We start from the raw sequence: 20,655 nt of genomic DNA on the forward strand, positions 1-20,655 counted from the left end.
CGCGGCGGTTCGGGCAGAATCTTCGGCGAGGGTGTCCAACGGGCCGGCCGTCGTTCGTAGTGCTGGCGTACGGCAACCGAGCCAGGAGGAACCATGAAGTACCTGATGCTGATCAACGCTGCTCTCGACGCCGACGGCGCGCCCACTGGCTGCAGCACGCCCGAGGACTGGATGCTGTTCGACAAGTCCCTCAAGGAAGCCGGCGTCTACGTCGGCGGCGACTCGCTCGCCGACTTCACCACGGCCGCCACGGTCCGGGTCGACGAGCGCGGCGAGCGGCTCGTCACCGACGGCCCGTTCGCCGAATCCCGGGAGGTCCTCGGCGGCTACTTCGTCGTCGACGTGCCGGACCTCGACGTCGCGCTCGACTGGGCGGCGCGCTGCCCGGGCTCCCGCGACGGCGGGTCGATCGTGGTGCGGCCGCTCGCCGGCTACCAGGGCTGACGGCGGTGGCGGGGCGAGCGGACGCCCCGGCCGGGGATTCCGATCGTCCCGGGGCCGAGGCGATCTTGGAGGCGGTGTTCCGGGAGGAGCGCGGGCTGCTGCTCGCCGCGCTCGTCCGCCGGTTCGGCGACCTCGACCTCGCCGAGGAGGTGACGTCGGAGGCGATCGAGGCCGCGCTGGTGCACTGGCCGGCCGAGGGCGTGCCCCCGAAGCCGGGCGCCTGGCTGATGACGACGGCCCGGCGCAAGGCCGTCGACCGGCTGCGCCGCGACCAGGCTTACGCGGCCCGGCTCGCGGTGCTGCAGGTCGAGGCCGAGCACGCGGCGCCCGCGCGGGAGTCCGACGGCGGCCTGCCGGACGAGCGGCTCCAGCTGTTCTTCACGTGCGCCCACCCGGCGCTGCCGGCGGAGGACCGCGCGGCGCTGACGTTGCGCTGCCTGGCGGGGCTGACGACGCCGGAGGTGGCGCGGGCGTTCCTGGTGCCGAGCGCGACGATGGGCAAGCGGATCGTGCGCGCGAAGAACCGGATCCGCACGCTGCGCATCCCGTTCCGGGTCCCGGACGCCGGCGAGCTGCCGGGGCGGCTGCCGGGCGTGCTCCAGGTCGTCTACTCGATCTTCACCGAGGGCTACGCGGCGAGTTCGGGCCCGGACCTGCAGCGGCTGGACCTGGCGGAGGAGGCGATCCGGCTGGCCCGCATCCTCCGCCGGCTGCTGCCGGGGGAGCGGGAGGTGGCGGGCCTGCTGGCGTTGATGCTGCTGATCCACGCACGCCGCAACGCACGAACGGGCCCGGACGGCGACCTGGTCCTCCTCGACGACCAGGACCGCGGCCGCTGGGACCCCACGATGATCGAGGAGGGCGCGGCATTGGTGGTCGTGGCGCTGACCGGAGGCCCCCCGGGCCTGTACGGCGTCCAGGCGGCGATCGCGGCCCTCCACGACGAGGCCCCGGACGTGGCGCGCACGGACTGGCCGCAGATCGTGGCGTTGTACGACGTGCTGCGGGGGTTGGCGCCATCACCGGTGGTGGAGCTGAACCGAGCGGTGGCGGTGGCGATGAGAGACGGCCCGGCAGCGGGCCTGACGTTGCTGGAGCGGCTGGCGGACGAGCCGAGGTTGAAGGGGTACAGCCCCTTCCCGGCAGCGCGAGGTGACCTGCTCAGCCGGCTCGGCCGGAGTGCGGAAGCGGCTGAGGCGTACCGCGAGGCGCTGGAGCTGGCGGGGACGGAGCCGGAGCGGGTCCATCTGCGGAACCGGTTGGCGGAGGTGGAGCGCGGAGGGCGGTGAGGTTCGTCCGGTGGGCGGGTGCGGGGTGCGCTTCACCGCCTCGCCGTGCCGCCGCTTCGTGCACTCCGCCGCGCGCTGCCGCGCCCTGCGCCCTGCGCGCTCCGTGGTCCCCCGGAACTGTCGGTGGCCCCCGGTAGGCTGGATACCGGGGGCCGGAGGCCTACCCCACCGCCCGCAAAGCCGCCACGGCCGGTGCGAACATCGTGGCCTTGATCGCTCCCAGCGTCCCGCGGTCCTTGCCCGCCAGCTCCCGGGCCCGCTCGGAAGCCACCTTCACCACTCCGCCCTCGGCTGCGACCGCGTCCACCAACCCGATCTCCGCCGCTTCCGAGCCGCCGAAACGCCGTCCCGTCGTCATCGAAGCGATCGCCGCCGACGGCGTCAGCTTGCCCTGGATCAACGCCGCCATTCCCGGGGTGAACGGGATGTTGATGTCCGCCTCCGGGAAGCAGAAATAACCGCGGTCCGCGCGCATCACGCGGAAGTCGTGGGCCATGGCCAGCATTGCGCCCGCGCCGAAGGCGTGGCCGTTGATCGCGGCGACGGTCGGGACCGGCAGCGTCAGTACCCGCGCGAGGAGCTCCTGGACCTCCGCGACGTACTCCGTTGCCTGGTCGCCGTGGGCTGTCAGCCATTCGAGGTCGAGGCCGTTCGAATAGAACTTGCCGCCCCCGGTGGTCACCAGGGCACCTTCAACACTGTCCAAAAAGGAATGTACGCGCTGCAGCCAATCCGGTGAGAACCGGTTTTCGTCGTCGCCAAGATCCAGTACGGAAACGGTCACGGTCGGTCCTTTTCTCGAGGGGGCACGGTCAGCACGGCCCGCACCGCGGCCGCCAGCCTGTCCCGCACCAAGGGGTCGGTCATGTCACGCCGGAAGAACGCCGTCGGCAGGTCGACGACGCACGTCGTGATCACCTCGACCGCGAGGCCGTCGCCGCGGTCCCACAGCTGCCGGGCGAGCCGCACCAGCAGCGCGACGAGCCGTTTGTCCACCGCGTGCAGGGCGTCCGCCAGCTCGTCGGGCAGTTCGGGCCCGAAGAGCCGGTCGCCCCGCACCGACAGCAGCATCCGGGCGGCGTCGGGACGCCGGGTGGCGAACACCGCGGGCGTGTCCGCCGCCGCGACGACGGCCTCCACCGGCGAAGAAGCCTGGTCCACCAGTGACGTCTGCAGGTCGAGGAACGCTGTCGCCGCGCGTAGCCAGACCTGGGCCAGCAACGCGCTGAGCGACCCGAAGGCGTGGTAGATCGTCCCGTTCGGCACGCCCGCGGCCGTCGCCAAACCACGCACGGTCATGTCGGTCGAAGAGGCGAGGAGCCGCTCGGCGACGTCGAGCAGTGCGTCGAGGTCGTGGACGCGGGGGCGAGGCATGCCGCGACCATAACAGAACGAGTGCTCCAAAACCAAAGCGGTAAGCTGCGGCTCGTGGAAATCTGGATCAACCCGGCGTGCTCGAAGTGCCGCTCCGCCGTGTCGCTGCTGGACGAAGCGGGCGCGGAGTACACCGTGCGCCGCTACCTCGAGGACCCGCCGACGACGGCGGAGCTCAAAGCCGTCCTGAAGCGCCTCGGCCTCGAACCGTGGGACATCGTGCGCACCGCGGAACCCGTCGCCAAGGAGCTCGGCCTCAAGACCTGGGGCCGCACCCCGGCCGACCGGTCCCGCTGGATCGCCGCGCTGGCCGAGCACCCCAAGCTGATCCAGCGGCCGATCATCACGGCCGACGACGGCACGACGGTCATCGCCCGCGACCCCGAGACCGTGCGGTCGGTCCTTTAAGGAGTCGCGTGCCGGGCGACGAGCACCCGGAACGCGTCCAGGTCCCCGATGACTTCCTCGACGCGTTCGGGTTGCTGGTACAGGCGGTGGTACTCGCGCTGATCGGCGACAAGTGGACCGTCCTGGTCATCGGGCAGCTCCGCGGCAGCACCCTCCACCCAGCGTCCCGCCGCGCGTCGAATACACGCTCACCGAACTCGGTGCCACGCTGCTGGACTCCGTCACCCACCTCGCCGAGTGGGCCACCACGCACCGGCGGCAGATCGCGGCCAACCGCCGCCGCTACGACACGGCCCACCAAGACGGCTGACCGGCTCTCAGGGAATCGCGTCGGTTTTCGCCAGGAGCGGGACGTCCAGGGGCACCGTCTCCGGGTACTTGATCCCGGCGCCGGTGTTGAGCACGACGACGTCTTCGTCGCCCTCGAGCCACCCCGACTCGCGAAGGTGCCTCAGCGCGGCGAAGCACGCTCCGCCTTCCGGGCAGACGAAAGTGCCTTCGCGCGAAGCCAGGTCTCGTTGGGCGGCAAGCAATTCGTCGTCGGTGACGGCGACCGCGGTCCCGCCGGTCGCGTACACGGCGTCGAGCACGAGGAAGTCGCCCAGCGCCTTGGGCACGGTGATGCCGAAGGCGACCGTCCGGGCATCCGGGAACGGTGTGCTTTCCCGTTCACCGTGCGAAAACGCCGTGACGATCGGCGCGCACCCGGTGGCCTGGACGGCGACGAGCCGGGGCAGCGGACCGGCAACCCAGCCCAGTTCCCGCATTTCCAGCAACGCCTTGTAGATCCCGATGATGCCGACGCCGCCGCCGGTGGGGTAGAGGACGACGTCGGGCAGCCGCCAGCCGAACTGCTCGGCGAGCTCGTACCCCATCGTCTTCTTGCCCTCGATGCGGTACGGCTCCTTCAGCGTCGAGACGTCCTGGACGCCTTCACGCCGCTTCACCGCCGCGGCGACGAGCTTGCCGGCGTCCCCGATCAGACCGTCCACCCGGTACAGCTCGGCACCGGCGGCCACGCACTCGCGCATGGTGATCGCCGGCGCGTCGTCCGGCATCGCGACCAGGCTCGACAGTCCCGCGCGCGCCGCGTACAACGCCCACGCCGCGCCGGCGTTGCCGTTCGTCGGCATCGCGATCCCGCGCACGCCCAGCTCGGCCGCCCGCGAGACGCCGACCGCGGCGCCGCGCGCCTTGAAGGTGCCGGTCGGGATCAGGCCTTCGTCCTTCATCCACAGGCGCGACAGCCCCAGCTCGCGGCCGTAGCGCGGCAGCCGCAGCAACGGCGTCATGCCTTCGCCGAGGCTCACGACGTGCTCGGCCGACCGCACGGGCAGCAGCTCGTGGTAGCGCCACAGCGTCGGCTCCCGCCCGGCGATCTCCTTCGGCGTGACCGCTTCGCGGACCCCGCCGAGGTCGTAGCGCGCGAGCAGCGGCGCGCCCGCCGGGGAGAGGCCCTGCACCGCGTCGGCGTCCAGGCGCTCGCCGGTCCGGGAGCACTCCAGGTGACTGAGGAACGAGTAGGGCACGACGCCGATCCTAGGTCCTAAGGTGAGCACATGGACGCGCTGCGGGTGTGCCTGTACGTCTTCGCCGGGGTGACGCTCGGCACCTGGCTGGTGTCGGTGCTGACCAGGGAGTACTCCTGGGTGGACCGGATCTGGTCGATCGTGCCGGTGGTCTACGTGGGGATCTTCGCCGGCGCCGCCGGGTTCGCCGACGTCCGGCTCGACGTGCTGTTCGCGCTGGTCACCCTGTGGGGGATCCGGCTGACGTTCAACTTCGCCCGGAAGGGTGGCTACGCGCCCGGCGGCGAGGACTACCGGTGGGCGGTGCTGCGCGAACGGATGGCGCCGTGGCAGTTCCAGCTGTTCAACTTCTTCTTCATCTCGCTGTACCAGAACGCGATCCTGCTGCTGATCACGCTCCCCGCGCTGACCGCGCTGGAGCACCCCGGCGGGTTCGGGGCCGCGGACGTCGTCGTCGCGGTGGTGTTCGCCGCGTTCCTCGCCGGCGAGACGGTCGCCGACCAGCAGCAGTGGGCGTTCCACCGCGAGAAGCACGCGGGCCGGGCCCCGACGCGGTTCCTGCAGACCGGTCTGTTCCGCTACTCGCGGCACCCGAACTTCTTCTTCGAGCAGGCGCAGTGGTGGGCGGTCGCCGCGTTCGGGGTGGTCGCCGGCGGTCTGCAGTGGACGGTCGCCGGCGCGGTCCTGCTGACGCTGCTGTTCGTGGGCTCGACGCGGTTCACCGAGAGCATCACCAGGTCGCGGTACCCGGAATACGCCGACTACCAGCGGCGCACCTCGGCCGTGGTCCCGTGGCCGGCCCGCGGATGACGGTCGTCGCCGCGCTGCAGATCGCGACCGGTGTCCCGGTCGAGCGGATCCTGGCCTTCGAGGAAGAGATCCGGGGCGCCGACCTGGTGGTGCTGCCGGAGGCGGTCCTCGGCGGGTACCCGCGCAAGGAACCCTTCGTGCAGTACTTCGCCGCGGCGGTGACCGTGCCCGGTCCCGAGGTGACCGAGTTGGCCGGGCTGGCTTCCCGGACCGGCGCGACGCTGGTGGTGGGCGTCATCGAGCGCGACGGCTCGACGCTGTACAGCACGGTGGTCTTCCTCGACCCGGAACTCGGGCTGGTCGCCAAGCACCGCAAGCTGGTCCCGACCGCGCGCGAACGCCTGGTGTGGGGCCGCGGCGACGGCTCGACGCTCCCGGTGGTCCCGACGGCGGCGGGCCGGGCCGGCGCGGCGATCTGCTGGGAGAACCACATGCCCCTGCTGCGGGCGGCGATGTACGCGAAGGGCGTCGAAATCTGGTGCGCCCCGACCGTGGACGACCGCGACGTCTGGCAGGCGTCGATGCGCCACATCGCCGACGAGGGCCGGTGTTTCGTGGTTTCCGCGTGCCCGTACGAGGCAGCAGGCGACGACCCGTTCCGCGGTGGCAGCGTGATCGTCGGCCCGCTGGGGGACGTGCTGGCGGGCCCGCTGCGTGACGCGGAGGGCCTGATCACGGCGGAAATCGACCTGACGGAGATCGTGGCCGCGCGGCACAGCCTCGACGTCTCGGGGCACTACGCGCGGCCGGACGTCTTCTCGCTGACGGTGGACGAGCGGCCGCGGGACGGCGTCACCTTCCTGAGGTGACGCCGTCTCAGCTGGGACTCACACCGCCGCGCGGCCGCCGTCCACCGGGAGGATCGCGCCGTGGACGAAGCTCGCGTCACCCGCGGCCAGGAAGGCGATCGCCGCCGCGATCTCCTCCGGGGACGCCACGCGGCCCGCCGGGCCCGCCGCCGCCAGCTCGTCCAGGCCGTCGCCGAACACCGCAGTGCCTTCCGTGCGGGTCGGGCCGGGGCTGACCGCGTTGACGCGCACGCCCGATGGCCCGAACTCCGCCGCCCACGCCTTCGTCATCAGCTCGATCGCCGCCTTCGAGGCACCGTACACCGCCATGCCCGCCATGCCGGCCGTCGCGACGATCGTGGACACGTTGACGATCGCGCCGCGGCCGCGCGCGGCCATCTCCGGCGCCAGCTCCGCGACGAGGAAGAACGGCGCCTTCACGTTGGTCGCGAACACCGTGTCGAAGTCCGCCTCGACGAAGGATGCGGTCGGCCCGGCCGGGAACACGCCGGCGTTGTTGACCAGCACGTCGATCGGCCCGCCCAGTTCCCGCGCCCGCGCCGCCAGGGCCCGCGCCGACGCGGCGTCCTTCAGGTCCGCCGCGACGAAATCGGCCTTGCCGCCCGCCGCGCGGATGGTCGCGACGGCCTCGGCGCCGCGTCCGGCATCCCGGCCGGACAGCAGCACGTGCGCGCCGAGCCCGGCCAGCGCGACCGCCGTCGCCCGGCCGATTCCGCTCGTTCCGCCGGTCACCAGCGCCGTCGACCCGGACAGTTTTGCAGCTCTTTCGGGGGTCCGGGTGGCGGAGCCCCCGGCCAGGGGCGAAGCCCCGGATGTCACTGCAGTCATCGCTCAACTCCTCCGAAACCCGGGGGGTTTCCCCGGTCGCAGGGTGCAAGCGAGACCACGGCACGAGACTTCCGGATGCGTGTTCGGCCCTCCTTATACCCCCGATCCGTTCCGCCGATGGTCTTCCAGCGCCGCGACGAACTCCGCGACGTCCCGGCGGCGCGACGTCGCCGGCCACACGGCCCAGGTCCGCCGGACGATCGGGTTCCCGGCCAGCGGTGCCCAGCGGACCGTGTCCGGCAGCGGGTACGGCCACGCGGGCGGCGCGAACGCGTACGCCCCGCCCGCGCTGACCGCCGGGATCTTGAGCTCGACGATCAGCCGCTGCTCCTCCGGGACCTCCGGGCCGACGTCGAGGCCGTGGCTGCGCAGGATCGCCGCCAGTTCGTCGTACCAGGCCGGGCTGCCCGCGCGGGGGAAGGCGAACCACTCCAGGCCGGCCAGGTCCTCCAGCCGGACCGGCGAGCCCAGCTTCTCCGCCAGGTCCGCGGCCAGCAGGACGCCGACGTCTTCGGTCACCACGAGCGCCGCGTCCAGGTCCGGGCCGGCCGGGCGCTCGCGGACCAGCCCGACGTCGAGCTCGCCGGCCCGCAGCGCCGCCACCTGCGCCACCGACGACAGGTGCCGGGCCTGCACCCGCGTGTCCGGCAGCCGCGCGAGAGCCGAAGGAAGCAGGTCCGGCGGCAGTTCCAGGGGGACGCCGACGCGCAGCACGCCGCCGCCGTCCGCGGTGTGCCGGGCCATGGCGGCCAGTGCCTGGTCGTGGCGCGCGAGCACGGCGCGGGCTTCGCCGAGCAGCGTCGTCCCGGCGTCGGTGACCTGCACGCCCGTGCTCGTGCGGACCAGCAGCCGGACGCCGAGCCGCCGCTCGAGCGCCGTGATCGTCTGGGACAGCGCCGGCTGGCTCACGTGCAGCTGCCGCGCCGCCTTCGACATCGCGCCCGCCTCGACGACCGCGACGAACGTCCGCAGCTCCCGGATCTCCATCAGCGGCCCCACCGGATCGGCAGCGACTTGAGGCCGTTCTGGAAGTTCGACCGCAGCCGCACCGGCTCGCCGCCGAGCTCCACGAAGCCGAGCAGGTCGAGCACGGCCTCGAACATGGCCCGCATCTGCACCCGCGCGAGGTGCGCGCCGAGGCAGAAGTGCGGGCCGTGGCCGAAGGTCAGGTGATCGTTCGGCGTCCGGCCGATGTCGAAGGTGTCCGGGTCGTCGAACACCGCCGGATCCCGGTTGGCCGACGAGAACCAGACCACCACCTTGTCCCCGGCGGCGATGTCCACATCGGACAGCCGGACGCCGGAAACGGCCGTGCGCCGGAAGTGCGTCACCGGCGTCCAGAATCGCAGCATCTCTTCGACCGCCGAGGGCAGCAGCGACCGGTCGGCGAGCAGCCGCCGGTACTCCGAGGGGTGCGAGAGCAGCGTCAACAGCCCGCCGGGCAGGCCGTTGCGGAGGGTTTCGTTGCCCGCCACCGAAAACAGCCAGAACAGGTTCTCGAACTCGGCGAGCGAGACGCGGCCGCCGTCGTCGCCGACGTGCCGCATCAGGTTGCTCATCACGTCGTCGCCCGGGTGCTCGCGTTTGTACTCGCCGAGGGAGTTCGCGTACGCGTAGAGGTCCGGCATGCCCGCACGGGTCCGCGGGTCCGGCATGGTCCCGTCCGGCCCCGGTGCCGGGCGGACGGCGAGCGCGGCCCGGGCGAGGTCGCTCACCTCGGAAGCGGAAACCGTCGAGCTCACCGCGTACTCGGCGTCCTGGTAGCCGATCACCCGGTTGCTCCAGTCGTACATCAGCCGCCGGTCGCGCTCCGGCACGCCGAACACCCCGGCGAGGGTCCGCAGCGGCAGGTCGGCCGCCACCTGGGCGAAGTCGCACTCCCCGCGGCCGGCGACCGCGGCGACGAGCTCCCGCGCCCAGCTCTCGATCCGCGAAGTCAGCTTCGCGACGGCGCGCGGGGTGAACGCCTTCGTGAGCAGCCCGCGCAGCCGGCCGTGCTCCGGCGGGTCCATGTTCAGCATCATCCGGCGCACATACGCCAGATCGGCCGCGTCGCGGATCTGCGTCCCGCCGAGCTGGGAGGAGAACACCGCGGGGTCGCGCAGCACCCGCCGCGCCTCGGCGTGGCCCAGCACGGCCCAGAAATCGTCGACGCGCACCACCGGGCCGGCGCGCCGCAGCCGCGCCAGCTCCTCGTACGGGACACCTCGCACATAGGTGTCCGGATCGGTGATCGCCACGGGCCGACACTAGCCGTGTCCACCTACAATCTTTCGGGGGCTCGGGTGGCGAAGCCCCCGACCTGGGGCGAAGCCCCGGGTGTCATCGACAGTTTGGGAAGCTGCGCGGATGGACACGCTCAACATGCGCACCGGCGGCAAGGGCGAACCGGCCGTTCTCCTCCTGCACGGCCTCGGCGCGACCGGCGCCGTCTGGGCCCACTTCTCCGTCCTGCTCGACCGGCGCGTCCTCGTGCCCGACCTGCCCGGGCACGGCCCGTCCGCGCCCCTGCCGCACTACAGCTTCGCCACGCTCGCCGAGGCGGTCGCGCGGGCGCTGCCGGACGGCGGGCCGCTGGTCGTCGCCGGGCACTCGCTCGGCGGGGTGCTCGCGCTGGAACTGGCGTCCGATCGCCACGACGTCGAGGTCGCCGGCGTGCTGGCCCTCGGCGTGAAGGTCGAGTGGAGCCAGGACGACCTGAACCGCGCGGCGTCGTTCGCGGCCCGGCCGCCCCGGGTGTTCGCGACGCGGGAAGACGCCGAGCAGGCCTACCTGAAGGTGTCCGGGCTGCTCGGGATCGCGCCGACCGACCCGGCCGGGCTCCGCGAGACCGAGGGAGGTTGGCGCCTCGCGATGGACCCGGCCGCGTTCGGCCTCGGCGCGCCGGACATGCCGGCCCTGCTGGCCGGGGCGCGCTGCCCGGTCGTGCTCGCCGCGGGGGAAAACGACCCGATGAGCCGTCCGGAGCAGCTGCGGGCACTCGACCCCGAAGCCGTCACGCTCGCCGGTCTCGGGCACAACGCCCACGTCGAGGACCCGGCCGCCGTGCGGGCCTTGCTCGAGCGCTTCGGCGTGTGAACGTCCGGGTGCAGCCGTCGTACCCCACGCGACGGCTGCTCCGCGAACCCCTCGCCACCACCGGACGCGAGAAAGCCTAGGTACACGCGGTGGACGAGCGCCTGTACTGCCGCCCCGCACCGCCGTCACCGCCGGTACCTGCGTAAACGGTTATCTTCGCCGATCGGTGGTACATATCGGGCGGCACGATCGTGATGCTGAAGAGGTACGTTCCGCTCGGGGCACGCAGGAGAGGACGCCTGTGGACGAAGGCCTGTCGTTCGCCGGATGGCTGCGGGACCGGCGTGTGCTCGCCGGTCTCACCCAGGCCCAGCTCGCCGAGCGCGCGGGGCTGAGCCTGCGCGCGGTGCGCAACGCCGAGCGCGGCAGCGTCCGCCGTCCCCGGCCGGAGACGGCCCGCAAGCTGCGGGAGGCGCTTGCCGAAGCCCCGCCGGAGCCCGTGCGGATCGGCGTCCTGGGCCCGCTGACGGTGACGCGCGGCACCGAGGCGGTGGAGATCGGCGCGGAGAAGCAGCGGCTGCTGCTGGCGCTGCTGGCCCTGCAGCCGAACCGGACGGTCCGGCGCGAGGACCTCGTCGACGTCATCTGGGACGAGCCGCCGCTGTCGTGCCTGGAGCTGCTCCACACCTACGTCGCGCGGCTGCGGCGGGCGCTGCGGCCCGCCGAGCTCATCGCCACGGACAAGGGCGGCTACCGGCTCGCGGCCGGCGAGGACGGGCTCGATCTGCTGCGGTTCGAGGCGCTCCTCGCGCGCAACGCCCACAAGGAGGCGCTCGAACTCTGGCGCGGCCCGGCGCTCGCCGACGTCGAACGGCTGCGTCAGCACCCGGCGAGGCTCGCGCTGGGGATGCGGCGCGCCAAGGCCGTGCTGGCCTACGCCGGGGTCGCCGACCCCGAAGACGCGGCCGTGCAGCTGCGGGTGCTGACCGCCGAGGAGCCGCTGAACGAGTCCGCGCACGCCAAGCTGATGCTGGCGCTCGCCGCGTCCGGGCGCCAGGCCGCCGCGCTGGACGTCTTCGACGAGGTGCGCCGTCGGCTGGCCGGCGAGCTCGGCCTGGAACCCGGCCCGGAGCTGCGGGCGGCCCAGCGGCAGGTGCTGCGGCAGGACTTCGCCGCGCCGGAGCCGCCGGCCCGGGTGCCGGCGCAGCTGCCCGCCGACGTCCCCGGCTTCCGCGGCCGCGCCGCGCAGCTGGCCGAGCTGGACGCGCTGCTGCGCCGCGACGAAGGCGACACCGCGGCGCGCATCGCCGTGCTTTCCGGCACCGGCGGGGTCGGGAAGACCGCGCTCGCCGTCCACTGGGCGCAGCGCGCGCCCGCGGAGTTCCCGGACGGCCAGCTCTACCTCGACCTGCACGGCTACGGCACGGTCCGGCCGGTCGACCCGGGCGACGCGCTGTCGGGGTTCCTGCGCGCCCTCGGCGTCGCCGGTGCGGACATCCCCGCCGAGCCGGACGAGCGCGCCGCGAAGTTCCGCACCGCGCTCACCGGGCGGCGGATGCTGCTGGTGCTGGACAACGCGAACTCGGTCGGGCAGGTCCGTCCGCTGCTGCCCGGCTCGCCGACCTGCCTGGTGCTGGTGACCAGCCGGGACGCGCTGCCCGGGCTGGTCGCCCGCCACGGCGCCCGGCGGGTGCTCGTCGACCTGCTCACCGAGGCCGAAGCCCGCGACCTGCTGCGGACGCTGCTCGGCTCGCGCACCGACGACGAACCCGAGGCCACCGCGGCGCTGATCGGGTACGCGGCCCGGCTGCCGCTGGCCCTGCGGCTGGTCGCGGAGCTGGCGCTGAGCCGGCCGGGTGAGCGGCTGGCCGCCCTGTCCGCCGAGCTGGCCGACGAACGGCGGCGGCTCGACCTGCTCGACGGCGGCGGCGACCCGCTGACCGCGGTCCGCGCCGTGTTCTCCTGGTCCTACCGCAACCTCGCCCCCGACGTGGCCCGCCTGTTCCGGCTCTGCGGCCTGCACCCGGGCCGCGACCTGACACCGCCCGCGCTGGCCGCGCTCGCCGGCGTCCCGCTGCCGGAGGCGGAACGGCTGGCCGGCGCCCTGGTGCGCGCCCACCTCGCGCAGCAGACCGGCGACGACCGCGTCCAGCTGCACGACCTGCTGCGGGTCTACGCCGCCGAGCTCGCGGCCGTCGATCCCGCCGAGAGCCACGAGGCGCAGCAACGGCTGTTCGACTTCTACGTCTCCTCCGCCGGGCAGGCCATGGACGTCGTCCTGCCGCACGAGCGGCACCTGCGGCCGCGCGTGCCCGACCCGGACGTGAAGGTGATCGACGCGCAGGCGTGGCTGGAGGCCGAGCGCCGCAACCTCCTGGCGGTCGCCGCGCACGCGACGCGGCACGGCTGGCCGGACCACCTGCGGCTGCTGTCCGGGATCCTGTGGCACTACCTCGACGTCGGTGGCTACCACGAGGAAGCGCTGGTGCTGCACACGCACGCGTCGGCACTGGCCCACGACGCCGGCGACCGCGTCGCCGAGGCCGAGCCGCTCATCCTGATCGCGCTGGGCCACTGGCGCGTCGGCCGGTCGCCGGAGGCACTGCGGTACCTGGAGGAGGCGCTCGTCCTGGCCAGGGAGACCGGCGACTGGCGCACCGAACTCCACGCCGTCAACACCCTCGGCCTGGTCTGCCGCGCACTGGGCCGGTTCGCCGACGGGATCCGGTACTCGACGGAGGCGCTCGCGCTGGCCAGGAAGACCGGTGACCGCACCAGCGAGGGGCTGGTCCTGGTGGTGCTCGGCTGTTCCTGCCGTGGCATCGGCCGCTACGGCGAAGCGCTCGGCCACCTCGAAGCGGCCCTCGCACTGGCGCGCGAGATCGCCGACCGCACGAGCGAGGGCTACGCGCTGGTCAACCTGGGCGACACACTCTCGGCGCTGGGCCGGCACGACGAAGCGGTCCAGGTCCTGGAGGAGGGGCTGGCACACCTGCGCGCGATGGGCGTCCGGGTGAGCGAGGGGTACGCACTGGGCATCCTCGGCGACGTCGAGCACGCGCGCGGCCGGTACCCCGAAGCCGCGGCGCACCTGGCGCGGGCGCTGGAAATCGCGCAGGAGACGGGCAGCCCGCCCAACCGCAGTGTCGTGCTCAAGCACCTGGGCGACGTGCGGCTGGCGGAGGGACGGCACGCGGAAGCGGCCCAGCACCTCGAAGAGGCGCTGAGCCTGGCCCGCGAATGCGGGGACCGGGGCGTGGAATCGCGCATCCTGAACAGCCTCGGCAGCCTGTCCGCCGCGCGCGGCGCGGCGTCGGACGCGCTGCGGTACCACCGCGAAGCCCTGGCCGCGGCGAAGGAAACGGGCTGCGGTCCCGAACAGGGCCGCGCCCACTGCGGCCTCGGTGAGGTCCACTGTGGACTCGGCGATCCGGCGGCCGCGCGCGAGCACTGGGAACGCGCGCTGGCCTGTTACGCCGGGGAGTGCGTGCCCGGCGCGATCCGGGTCCGGAACCACCTGGCGGCCTTGGAGCGCGTCGTCGCGGGGTAGCCGGGCTCGCGGGCGGCGAGATCGTTTTCAAGCCGCTGCAGGTCCCGGTCGACGACGTTCGTGCTGCCCGCGAGCCGTGGCCGGGGCTTCACGGCCTGCTCCCGGTGGCCTTGAAGAACGTGTAGTGGAAGGTCCCGTCCGGCCCGGTGGTGCGGTGCAGGTCGGCGACCCCGCGCGCCCAGCCGTCCTCGGTGGCCAGGCCGCGGGCGACGGCGGTCGCGCCGACGCCTTCGACCATCGCGGTGAAGGTGTCGCGCGTGAACCCGGCGACCAGCTCGGGCCGCGACGCGTCGGCGTAGACCGTCCGCGGTTCCACGGTGACGTCGCCGAACCCGGCGCCGGTCAGCAGCGGGTGGAGGCGCCGCCCGATGAGCGCGTCGCCGCCGGCGTCGGCCTGCAACCGGACCAGGCAGTCGATCGCGGCCTGGGCGGGCTCGCTGCGCGGGTGGAAGAACGCCGACCCGTGGTCGCCCTCGATGACCGTGATCGTGCCGCCCGGCCGCAGCAGGGTCTTCAGGTGCGCGAGGGCTTTCTCCGGCTCCGGCAGGTGTTCCAGCACGAAGCAGACGAAGACGTGGTCGTACTCGCCGTCGAGGTCGAACAGGTCGGCCTGCCGGAAGTCGACGCCGTCGACCCGGGTTTTCGCCTGCCGCAGCGACGCCGCGGAGACGTCGACCGCGGTCAGGTGCGCGTCCGGGCTGCGGGCCGCGAGGTGGACGGTCTGGGCGCCGACGCCGCAGCCGGCCTCCAGCACCCGGCTCCCGGCGGGGTAGGCCGTCCCGGCGTGCAGGAGCTCGGCGAGCGTGTCGGCCTGGTCGCCGAGGCGGCGGGCTTCGGGGTCGGTGTATCCGTGCACGTAAGCGGTGTCCATGAGGCTAGCCTGCTGCGACAATGGCCCGATGGACAGAGCCAAAACCGCGGCCTCAGAGTGGTCCATAGGGTCGGACTTCCTCCAGCTGGACGTCCGCGAGGCGCCGCCGGGCGGGCTCGCGGACTGGCTCGCCGGGCAGCTGCGCACCGCGATCGCCGACGGCAGGCTCCCGGTCGGCGGACGGCTGCCCGCGTCCCGGGTGCTGGCGGCCGAGCTGCGCGTGTCACGCGGCGTGGTCACCGAGGCCTACCAGCGGCTGATCGACGACGGCCACGCCGCGGGCCGCGGCCGGGCGGGGACGGTCATCGTCGCCGCGCCCGTGCTGCCGCCGGATCCCTCGCCTTCGCGGCCGCCTTCGAAGGTGATCACGGCGTTGCCGGGCGCGGAGGTCTTCGACGCGGTCCGCGCGGCGTCGGCCCGGATCGACCTCACCCCCGGCGTCCCGGACCTGACGGCGTTCCCGCGGGCGGCGTGGCTGCGTGCCGAGCGGGCGGTGCTGGACGAGCTGGAGCCGTCCCACTTCGGCTACGGCGACCCGCGCGGCGCGCCCTCGATGCGGCTGGCGGTGTCGCGCTGGCTGGCGCGCAACCGCGGGATCCGCGCCGACCCGGGCGAGATCATCGTGGTGGCCGGGGTGGCGCAGGCCTTGACGTTGCTGGGCGAGGTGCTGCGGCAGCACGGAGTTCTTTCGGTGGCCGTCGAGGACCCGGGTTCGCTGGGCGCCCGGCAGCACCTGCAGCACTGCGGACTGGCCACCCCACCGGTCCCGGTCGACGACGACGGCGTGCGCGTCGCGTCCCTGGATGCCCCGGCGGTGCTGCTGACCCCGGCCCACCAGTTCCCGACGGGCGTGGTCCTGGGCGGCGAGCGCCGCCGGGAGCTGATGCGCTGGGCCGCCGACGGCGGCATCGTCATCGAGGACGACTACGACGCCGAGCACCGCTACGACCGGGCGCCGGTGCCCGCGGTCCGGTCGATGCTGCCGGAGGTGTGTTACACGGGCAGCGTGTCGAAGCTGCTGGCGCCCGCGCTGCGGGTGGGCTGGCTGCTCGCGCCGCCGCGGTTCTTCGCCGATCTCGTGGCCGCCAAGCGGTTCGCGGACCTCGGCAACGCGGTGCTGGCCCAGCTGGTGCTGGCCAGGCTGATGGAGACGGGCGAGCTGGAGCGGCAGCTGCGGGTGGTGCGCGGACGCCACCGCCGTCGCCGCGACGCGATGATCCGCGCGGTATCGGCTGCCCTGCCCTCGGCGGTGGTCCACGGCGCGGCGGCGGGGCTGCACTTGACGATCACGTTCGACGCGGAGGTGGACGACGTCGAGCTGGCGGCGGCCGCGCTGGCGGAGGGGGTGAAGGTCCAGCCGCTTTCGTGGCACCGGCAACGTCCGGGACGGCCGGGCCTGGTGCTGGGGTACGCGGCGCGAACGGCAACGGAGATCGCCGAGGGAGTGGCCGTGCTCGGGCGGCTGGTGAGGCCCTCGCCGTGAGGGGGGACCCCCGGTTTCAACGTTACCGGCAAGCACCGACAGTTTCGGGGCCGCGCGGCCGAGTTGTCCACAACCCGGCCGCCCTCTCGTAAAGGGTCCTCAAAGGACAGTCAAGCGACTGTGATCACGCTCTCCCATGCGTTCTGCGCTGTTGGTTGCCATACGCAAGCAAGTTGCTTAGCCTAGCTAAGGGATTGGCGAGCAGAAAGGTTGCACAGTGGCGGAACGCCGGACGTATTCGATCGCGGAACTGGGGCCGCGGTACAAGTGGATCGCGCTGTCCAACACGACGCTGGGCATGCTGATCGCCACGATCAACTCGTCGATCGTGCTGATCGCGTTGCCCGACATCTTCAAGGGCATCGGCATCAACCCCCTGGAACCGGCCAACACGAGCTACCTCCTGTGGATGATCATGGGTTTCCTCGTGGTCACCGCGGTGCTGGTGGTGAGCTTCGGCAGGCTCGGCGACATGTACGGCCGCGCGAGGATGTACAACCTCGGCTTCGCCGTCTTCACCGTCTCGTCGATCATGCTGGCCGTCACCTGGTTCGACGGCGACGCGGCCGCGTTGTGGCTGATCGGCTGGCGGATCGTGCAGGGCGTCGGCGGCGCCTTCCTGATGGCGAACTCCTCGGCGATCCTCACCGACGCGTTCCCGGCCAACCAGCGCGGGCTCGCGCTCGGCATGAACGGCGTCGCGGCCATCGCGGGCTCGTTCCTCGGCCTGGTCGTCGGGGGCGTGCTGGCCCCGATCGACTGGAACCTGATCTTCCTGGTGTCGGTGCCGTTCGGCGTGATCGGCACGGTCTGGGCGTACCTCAAGCTGCACGACACCGGTGTCCGCAAGCACGCGCGGATGGACTGGTGGGGCAACATCACCTTCGCGGTCGGCCTGATCGCGGTGCTGGTCGGGATCACCTACGGCATCCAGCCCCACGGCTCCTCGCCGACCGGCTGGGGCAGCCCGTTCGTGCTGAGCTGCCTGCTCGGCGGCGCCGCGGTGCTGGTCGCCTTCGTGGTCATCGAAACCAAGGTCGACAACCCGTTGTTCCGCCTGTCGCTGTTCCGCATCCGCTCGTTCACCTGGGGCAACGTCGCCAACCTGACGGCCTCCCTCGGCCGCGGCGGGCTGCAGTTCATCCTGATCATCTGGCTGCAGGGCATCTGGCTGCCCCAGCACGGCTACACGTTCGAGCAGACGCCGTTGTGGGCGGGCATCTACATGCTCCCGATGACGATCGGCTTCCTGGTGTCGGCACCGGCGTCGGGGATCCTGTCCGACCGGATCGGCAGCCGCTTCCTCGCTTCGGGCGGCCTGCTCATCACCGCCGTGACGTTCCTGCTGCTGATCCTCCTGCCGGTGAACTTCGACTACTGGGCGTTCGCGGCGATCCTGCTGCTGAACGGAATCGGCATGGGCATGTTCGCTTCCCCGAACCGCGCCGAGGTGATGAACAGCCTGCCGGCCGACGCCCGCGGTTCCGGCGCGGGCATGATGACGACGTTCCAGAACGCGGCGATGGTCCTGTCGATCGGCTTCTTCTTCAGCTTGATCATCGCGGGCCTGTCCTCGAGCCTGCCGTCGACGATGAGCCAGGGCCTCACCGACCACGGCGTCCCGGCGGCCTCCGCGGCGGAGATCGCCAACCTCCCGGCGGTGGCGGTGCTGTTCGCGGCATTCCTGGGCTACAACCCGATCCAGCAGCTCCTGGGCGGTCAGCTGTCGTCCCTGCCGCCGGACCAGGCGTCGTTCCTGACGGGCCGCAGTTTCTTCCCGAACTTGATTTCGGGCCCGTTCCAGTCGGGACTGGCGGTGGCGTTCGGCTTCGCGATCGTGGTGTGCCTGATCGGCGCGGTGGCATCGTTGCTGACCAAGGACGCCCGCCCGGAGAACGGCGAGTCGGCGGGCGAAGAACTGGCGGCGGTGGCGGGGGAGTCGAGCGGCGGGCCGAGCGAATTGGTGTCGCCTTCGACCGAGCGCTGAAGCTGGTTTCGAGAAGGCCGGGTGCCGGGTGGCGCCCCGCCTTCTCGCGTCCGGGAAGCGGCCAGTCGTGAGAAGTAGGCCGAATGACGCAATTGTCAATGAACAAGTAACGGGCCGTCCGGAAGATCGATAGGAAGATCGAACAGCTCGCGGGAGGGCGAGCTCGTCTTCGCGCGGCATGGAGGTGCGGCGCTCCGGAAACGCCGGGCTTGCCGGCGCCGTCACCAGTTCATTCACCGATCGCCCGCTGTCACCGTGCGGCGGGTCGATTCGTGCTGCCCGCCAACGCTTTCACGAGGGGAAGTCCATGCGCCAGGGATCGTTTGCCCGGAGACCCGTCACGCTCTGCTGCGCCTTCACCATCGCCTTCACCGGCGCGGTGAGCGTGACCGGAGCGACTCAGGCCGCCGCGGCCGACACGATCACCTGCCGTGCCGGCGCGGGCGTGTTCTACACCCTCCCGGACACCCACCTGGACCTCGACCGCCACCACGAACCCGAGACCGGCGCCACCTCCTGGACGGGGCGGACGACGATCGGCAACGCGTGGAGCGGCAAGACGCTCGCCGGCCCCGACGGCCGGATGTATTCGATCCTCGACAACGGTGACGTCCACCGCCAGCGACGGCTCGCCACGGGCTGGGAAAACGGCGGGGTCAGCCAGAAGATCGCGACTGGCTGGGCCGGGATGACGCAGCCGCAAAGCCGCAACCGGATCTCCGTCGACGCCACCGGCGACTTCTACTGGGCTCACGACAGCATCCTCGCCTGGGTGCGCTACGACGAGACCACCAAAGCCTGGACGGACCGCCTGATCGACACGGGCTGGACGTTGACGAAGTACGACCTGATCGTCGGCGCCGGCGCCGGGGTCTTCTACGCCCGCACGCCCGCCGGGGCGCTCTACCGCTTCCAGTACGACCCGGCGAGCCAGCGGTGGGTCGAGTACGCGACGCTGGTCGGCGCCAGCGGCTGGCAGAACTTCTCCCAGATCGCCTCCGCGGGCGGCGACGTGCTTTACGCGCTGGACAAGAACAACGGCCAGATCAAGTGGTACCGCTACCTCGGCGGCGGCAGCTGGACGGGCCCGAAGGTGGTCGGCACGATCGGCGCGGACTACCAGCTGAGCGTCACGACGGACGACTGCAGGCTGGTCAACCCGGCCCTGCCGGCCCGTCCGGCAGTGCCGGCGCGGCCCAGCCCGGCGACATTCCTCACCGAGGGCACCGAAAGCAAGATCCAGCACTTCTACGTCGACGACTTCGGCCGGCTCATCCACGGGCGGCAGCGCACCGACGACGTAACCATCGTGGAATTCTCCGTCGTGCCCGGCTATCAGGAGTTCTCCGGCGTTCCCGCGGCGGTTCGGGCTGCGGACAACAGCCTGCAGGTCACCGCGCTCGGGCAGGACAGCGAGAGCCGTGTCGGCAGCCAGACCCCGGGCGCGACCAGCTGGCCGGCCTTGGCGGGCTTCGGCGGTTGGACCCCGGGACCGGCGCGGCTGGTGCTGCGTGACGGTGTGTCGTACGCGTTCGCGGTCGACACGGCCGGAAAGCTCTGGGTCCGGCCGCAAGACCCGGCGAGCAAGCAGTTCCTGCCGTGGCGGGTCCTGGACTCGACCGGGTTGAGCTCGGATTTGACCGTGGTGCCGCAAACGGACGGGATCGACGTCTTCGCGCGGACCACGTCGGGGCTGTACACGAAGGCCACCTATGCGGATGGCTCGCTGAGCTCCTGGATCACGGTTCCCGGCACCGGCTGGCTCGCTGCCGCCGCCGCAGTGGCGAACCCGGACAAGAACCTGCAGGTCTTCGCGGTTCAGCCGGACGGCCAAGTGGTCACCCAGCGCGAACTGAGCGGTGGGTTCACCGGCGCCTGGAGCCCGCTCACCGGTATCACCGCCAACGGGGTGCCCGCCACGGCGATGGACCCGGGCGGAACGGTTCACGTCGCTGTGAAAGCGAACGACGGCTACGTCTACGTGACCGAGCAGGTCGCGCCGGGGAGCGCCACCTACCGCGGCTGGCAGCGTCTCGCCGACGCCCGGACCGGCGCTGCGTACCAGAGCGTGACCGATCCCGCTTTGACGGCACGCAGCACCGGTGGTGTCGTCGCCGCGTTCCGGGACGCCGACGGCGTGTCCTATGTGTACTCGTCAACCGTTGTGCCTGCGCTGACCGCGCGCGCCACCACCGGCCGGTCAGTGTTCACCGGTGGCCCCGCTCCGAAGCCGCGCTTCTGATCGACCAGTAGGT

19 protein-coding genes are annotated in these 20,655 nt (G+C 72.5%); 11 read left to right on the forward strand and 8 right to left on the reverse strand.

All coding sequences use genetic code 11. From position 1 onward, the window contains the following. Nucleotides 1-93: 93 nt before the first annotated feature. A complete protein-coding gene (locus ACLJQE_RS39390; RefSeq protein WP_410644721.1) occupies nucleotides 94-444 on the forward strand; it encodes a YciI family protein in 351 nt (116 codons plus the stop codon). A 5-nt stretch (nucleotides 445-449) separates the two neighbouring features. After that, nucleotides 450-1,733: an RNA polymerase sigma factor gene (locus ACLJQE_RS39395; protein WP_410644723.1), complete on the forward strand. Its 1,284-nt coding sequence runs from the start codon at nucleotides 450-452 to the stop codon at nucleotides 1,731-1,733. A gap of 160 nt (nucleotides 1,734-1,893) precedes the next feature. Here ACLJQE_RS39395 and ACLJQE_RS39400 read toward each other — a convergent pair whose 3' ends face one another. Continuing rightward, complete coding sequence (locus ACLJQE_RS39400) at nucleotides 1,894-2,517, reverse strand: enoyl-CoA hydratase/isomerase family protein (RefSeq protein WP_410644725.1); 624 nt, start codon at nucleotides 2,515-2,517, stop codon at nucleotides 1,894-1,896. Continuing rightward, nucleotides 2,514-3,107 (reverse strand): TetR/AcrR family transcriptional regulator, encoded by a 594-nt coding sequence (locus ACLJQE_RS39405; RefSeq protein ID WP_410644727.1) that lies wholly within the window; start codon nucleotides 3,105-3,107, stop codon nucleotides 2,514-2,516. Before ACLJQE_RS39405 ends, ACLJQE_RS39400 begins: the two co-directional genes overlap by 4 nt. Before the next feature lie 54 nt (nucleotides 3,108-3,161). Here ACLJQE_RS39405 and ACLJQE_RS39410 point away from each other — a divergent pair, with 54 nt between their 5' ends. Beyond that, nucleotides 3,162-3,515 (forward strand): arsenate reductase family protein, encoded by a 354-nt coding sequence (locus ACLJQE_RS39410; RefSeq protein WP_410644728.1) that lies wholly within the window; start codon nucleotides 3,162-3,164, stop codon nucleotides 3,513-3,515. Here ACLJQE_RS39410 and ACLJQE_RS39415 read toward each other — a convergent pair. Continuing rightward, the gene (locus ACLJQE_RS39415) at nucleotides 3,512-3,673 is read right to left on the reverse strand and encodes a hypothetical protein (RefSeq protein WP_410644825.1); all 162 of its coding nucleotides are present in this window, start codon (nucleotides 3,671-3,673) and stop codon (nucleotides 3,512-3,514) included. The genes ACLJQE_RS39410 and ACLJQE_RS39415 overlap by 4 nt on opposite strands. On the opposite strand from ACLJQE_RS39415, the gene ACLJQE_RS39420 reads away from it, so the two are divergent. Beyond that, complete coding sequence (locus ACLJQE_RS39420; protein ID WP_410644729.1) at nucleotides 3,628-3,825, forward strand: winged helix-turn-helix transcriptional regulator; 198 nt, start codon at nucleotides 3,628-3,630, stop codon at nucleotides 3,823-3,825. The two genes, ACLJQE_RS39415 and ACLJQE_RS39420, sit on opposite strands and share 46 nt — an antisense overlap. Nucleotides 3,826-3,832: 7 nt before the next feature. On the opposite strand, the gene ACLJQE_RS39425 is transcribed toward ACLJQE_RS39420, so the two are convergent. Continuing rightward, nucleotides 3,833-5,044 (reverse strand): threonine synthase, encoded by a 1,212-nt coding sequence (locus ACLJQE_RS39425; protein WP_410644730.1) that lies wholly within the window; start codon nucleotides 5,042-5,044, stop codon nucleotides 3,833-3,835. A gap of 30 nt (nucleotides 5,045-5,074) precedes the next feature. Here ACLJQE_RS39425 and ACLJQE_RS39430 point away from each other — a divergent pair, with 30 nt between their 5' ends. Further along, complete coding sequence (locus ACLJQE_RS39430) at nucleotides 5,075-5,854, forward strand: DUF1295 domain-containing protein (RefSeq protein WP_410644731.1); 780 nt, start codon at nucleotides 5,075-5,077, stop codon at nucleotides 5,852-5,854. Continuing rightward, entirely contained in the window at nucleotides 5,851-6,663 is an 813-nt protein-coding gene (locus tag ACLJQE_RS39435) for a carbon-nitrogen hydrolase family protein (RefSeq protein ID WP_410644732.1), read from the forward strand. The genes ACLJQE_RS39430 and ACLJQE_RS39435 overlap by 4 nt, the downstream gene beginning before the upstream one ends. Nucleotides 6,664-6,681: 18 nt before the next feature. Here ACLJQE_RS39435 and ACLJQE_RS39440 read toward each other — a convergent pair whose 3' ends face one another. The 3 genes from ACLJQE_RS39440 to ACLJQE_RS39450 form a co-directional block, all read right to left on the reverse strand. After that, nucleotides 6,682-7,491 carry an SDR family NAD(P)-dependent oxidoreductase gene (locus tag ACLJQE_RS39440; protein ID WP_410644733.1) on the reverse strand — a complete coding sequence of 270 codons (810 nt, stop codon included), beginning with the start codon at nucleotides 7,489-7,491 and terminating at the stop codon, nucleotides 6,682-6,684. Between the two features lie 93 nt (nucleotides 7,492-7,584). Further along, entirely contained in the window at nucleotides 7,585-8,478 is an 894-nt protein-coding gene (locus ACLJQE_RS39445; protein WP_410644734.1) for a LysR family transcriptional regulator, read from the reverse strand. Then, nucleotides 8,478-9,731, reverse strand: coding sequence for a cytochrome P450 (locus ACLJQE_RS39450; RefSeq protein ID WP_410644735.1), 1,254 nt, complete (start codon nucleotides 9,729-9,731; stop codon nucleotides 8,478-8,480). The genes ACLJQE_RS39445 and ACLJQE_RS39450 overlap by 1 nt, the downstream gene beginning before the upstream one ends. A gap of 109 nt (nucleotides 9,732-9,840) precedes the next feature. Here ACLJQE_RS39450 and ACLJQE_RS39455 point away from each other — a divergent pair, with 109 nt between their 5' ends. Together ACLJQE_RS39455 and ACLJQE_RS39460 are read left to right on the forward strand one after the other, a co-directional pair. Beyond that, complete coding sequence (locus ACLJQE_RS39455) at nucleotides 9,841-10,569, forward strand: alpha/beta fold hydrolase (protein ID WP_410644736.1); 729 nt, start codon at nucleotides 9,841-9,843, stop codon at nucleotides 10,567-10,569. A gap of 241 nt (nucleotides 10,570-10,810) precedes the next feature. After that, the gene (locus tag ACLJQE_RS39460; RefSeq protein WP_410644737.1) at nucleotides 10,811-14,059 is read left to right on the forward strand and encodes a tetratricopeptide repeat protein; all 3,249 of its coding nucleotides are present in this window, start codon (nucleotides 10,811-10,813) and stop codon (nucleotides 14,057-14,059) included. Between the two features lie 88 nt (nucleotides 14,060-14,147). Here the strand turns inward: ACLJQE_RS39460 and ACLJQE_RS39465 are convergent, their stop codons facing one another. After that, nucleotides 14,148-14,930 (reverse strand): L-histidine N(alpha)-methyltransferase, encoded by a 783-nt coding sequence (locus ACLJQE_RS39465; protein WP_410644738.1) that lies wholly within the window; start codon nucleotides 14,928-14,930, stop codon nucleotides 14,148-14,150. A gap of 28 nt (nucleotides 14,931-14,958) precedes the next feature. Between ACLJQE_RS39465 and ACLJQE_RS39470 the strand changes: the two genes are divergently transcribed. The 3 genes from ACLJQE_RS39470 to ACLJQE_RS39480 all read left to right on the forward strand — a co-directional run bounded on the left by ACLJQE_RS39470 (nucleotide 14,959) and on the right by ACLJQE_RS39480 (nucleotide 20,642). Further along, nucleotides 14,959-16,413: a PLP-dependent aminotransferase family protein gene (locus ACLJQE_RS39470; RefSeq protein WP_410644739.1), complete on the forward strand. Its 1,455-nt coding sequence runs from the start codon at nucleotides 14,959-14,961 to the stop codon at nucleotides 16,411-16,413. Between the two features lie 217 nt (nucleotides 16,414-16,630). Then, a complete protein-coding gene (locus ACLJQE_RS39475; protein WP_410644740.1) occupies nucleotides 16,631-18,400 on the forward strand; it encodes an MFS transporter in 1,770 nt (589 codons plus the stop codon). Nucleotides 18,401-18,707: 307 nt separating this feature from the next. After that, on the forward strand, nucleotides 18,708-20,642 hold the full coding sequence (locus ACLJQE_RS39480) for a tachylectin-related carbohydrate-binding protein (RefSeq protein ID WP_410644741.1): 1,935 nt from the start codon (nucleotides 18,708-18,710) through the stop codon (nucleotides 20,640-20,642). Nucleotides 20,643-20,655 lie beyond the last annotated feature (13 nt).

Origin of the sequence: Amycolatopsis sp. lyj-346 (genome assembly GCF_046548975.1) — a bacterium.
Taxonomy (GTDB): domain Bacteria; phylum Actinomycetota; class Actinomycetes; order Mycobacteriales; family Pseudonocardiaceae; genus Amycolatopsis.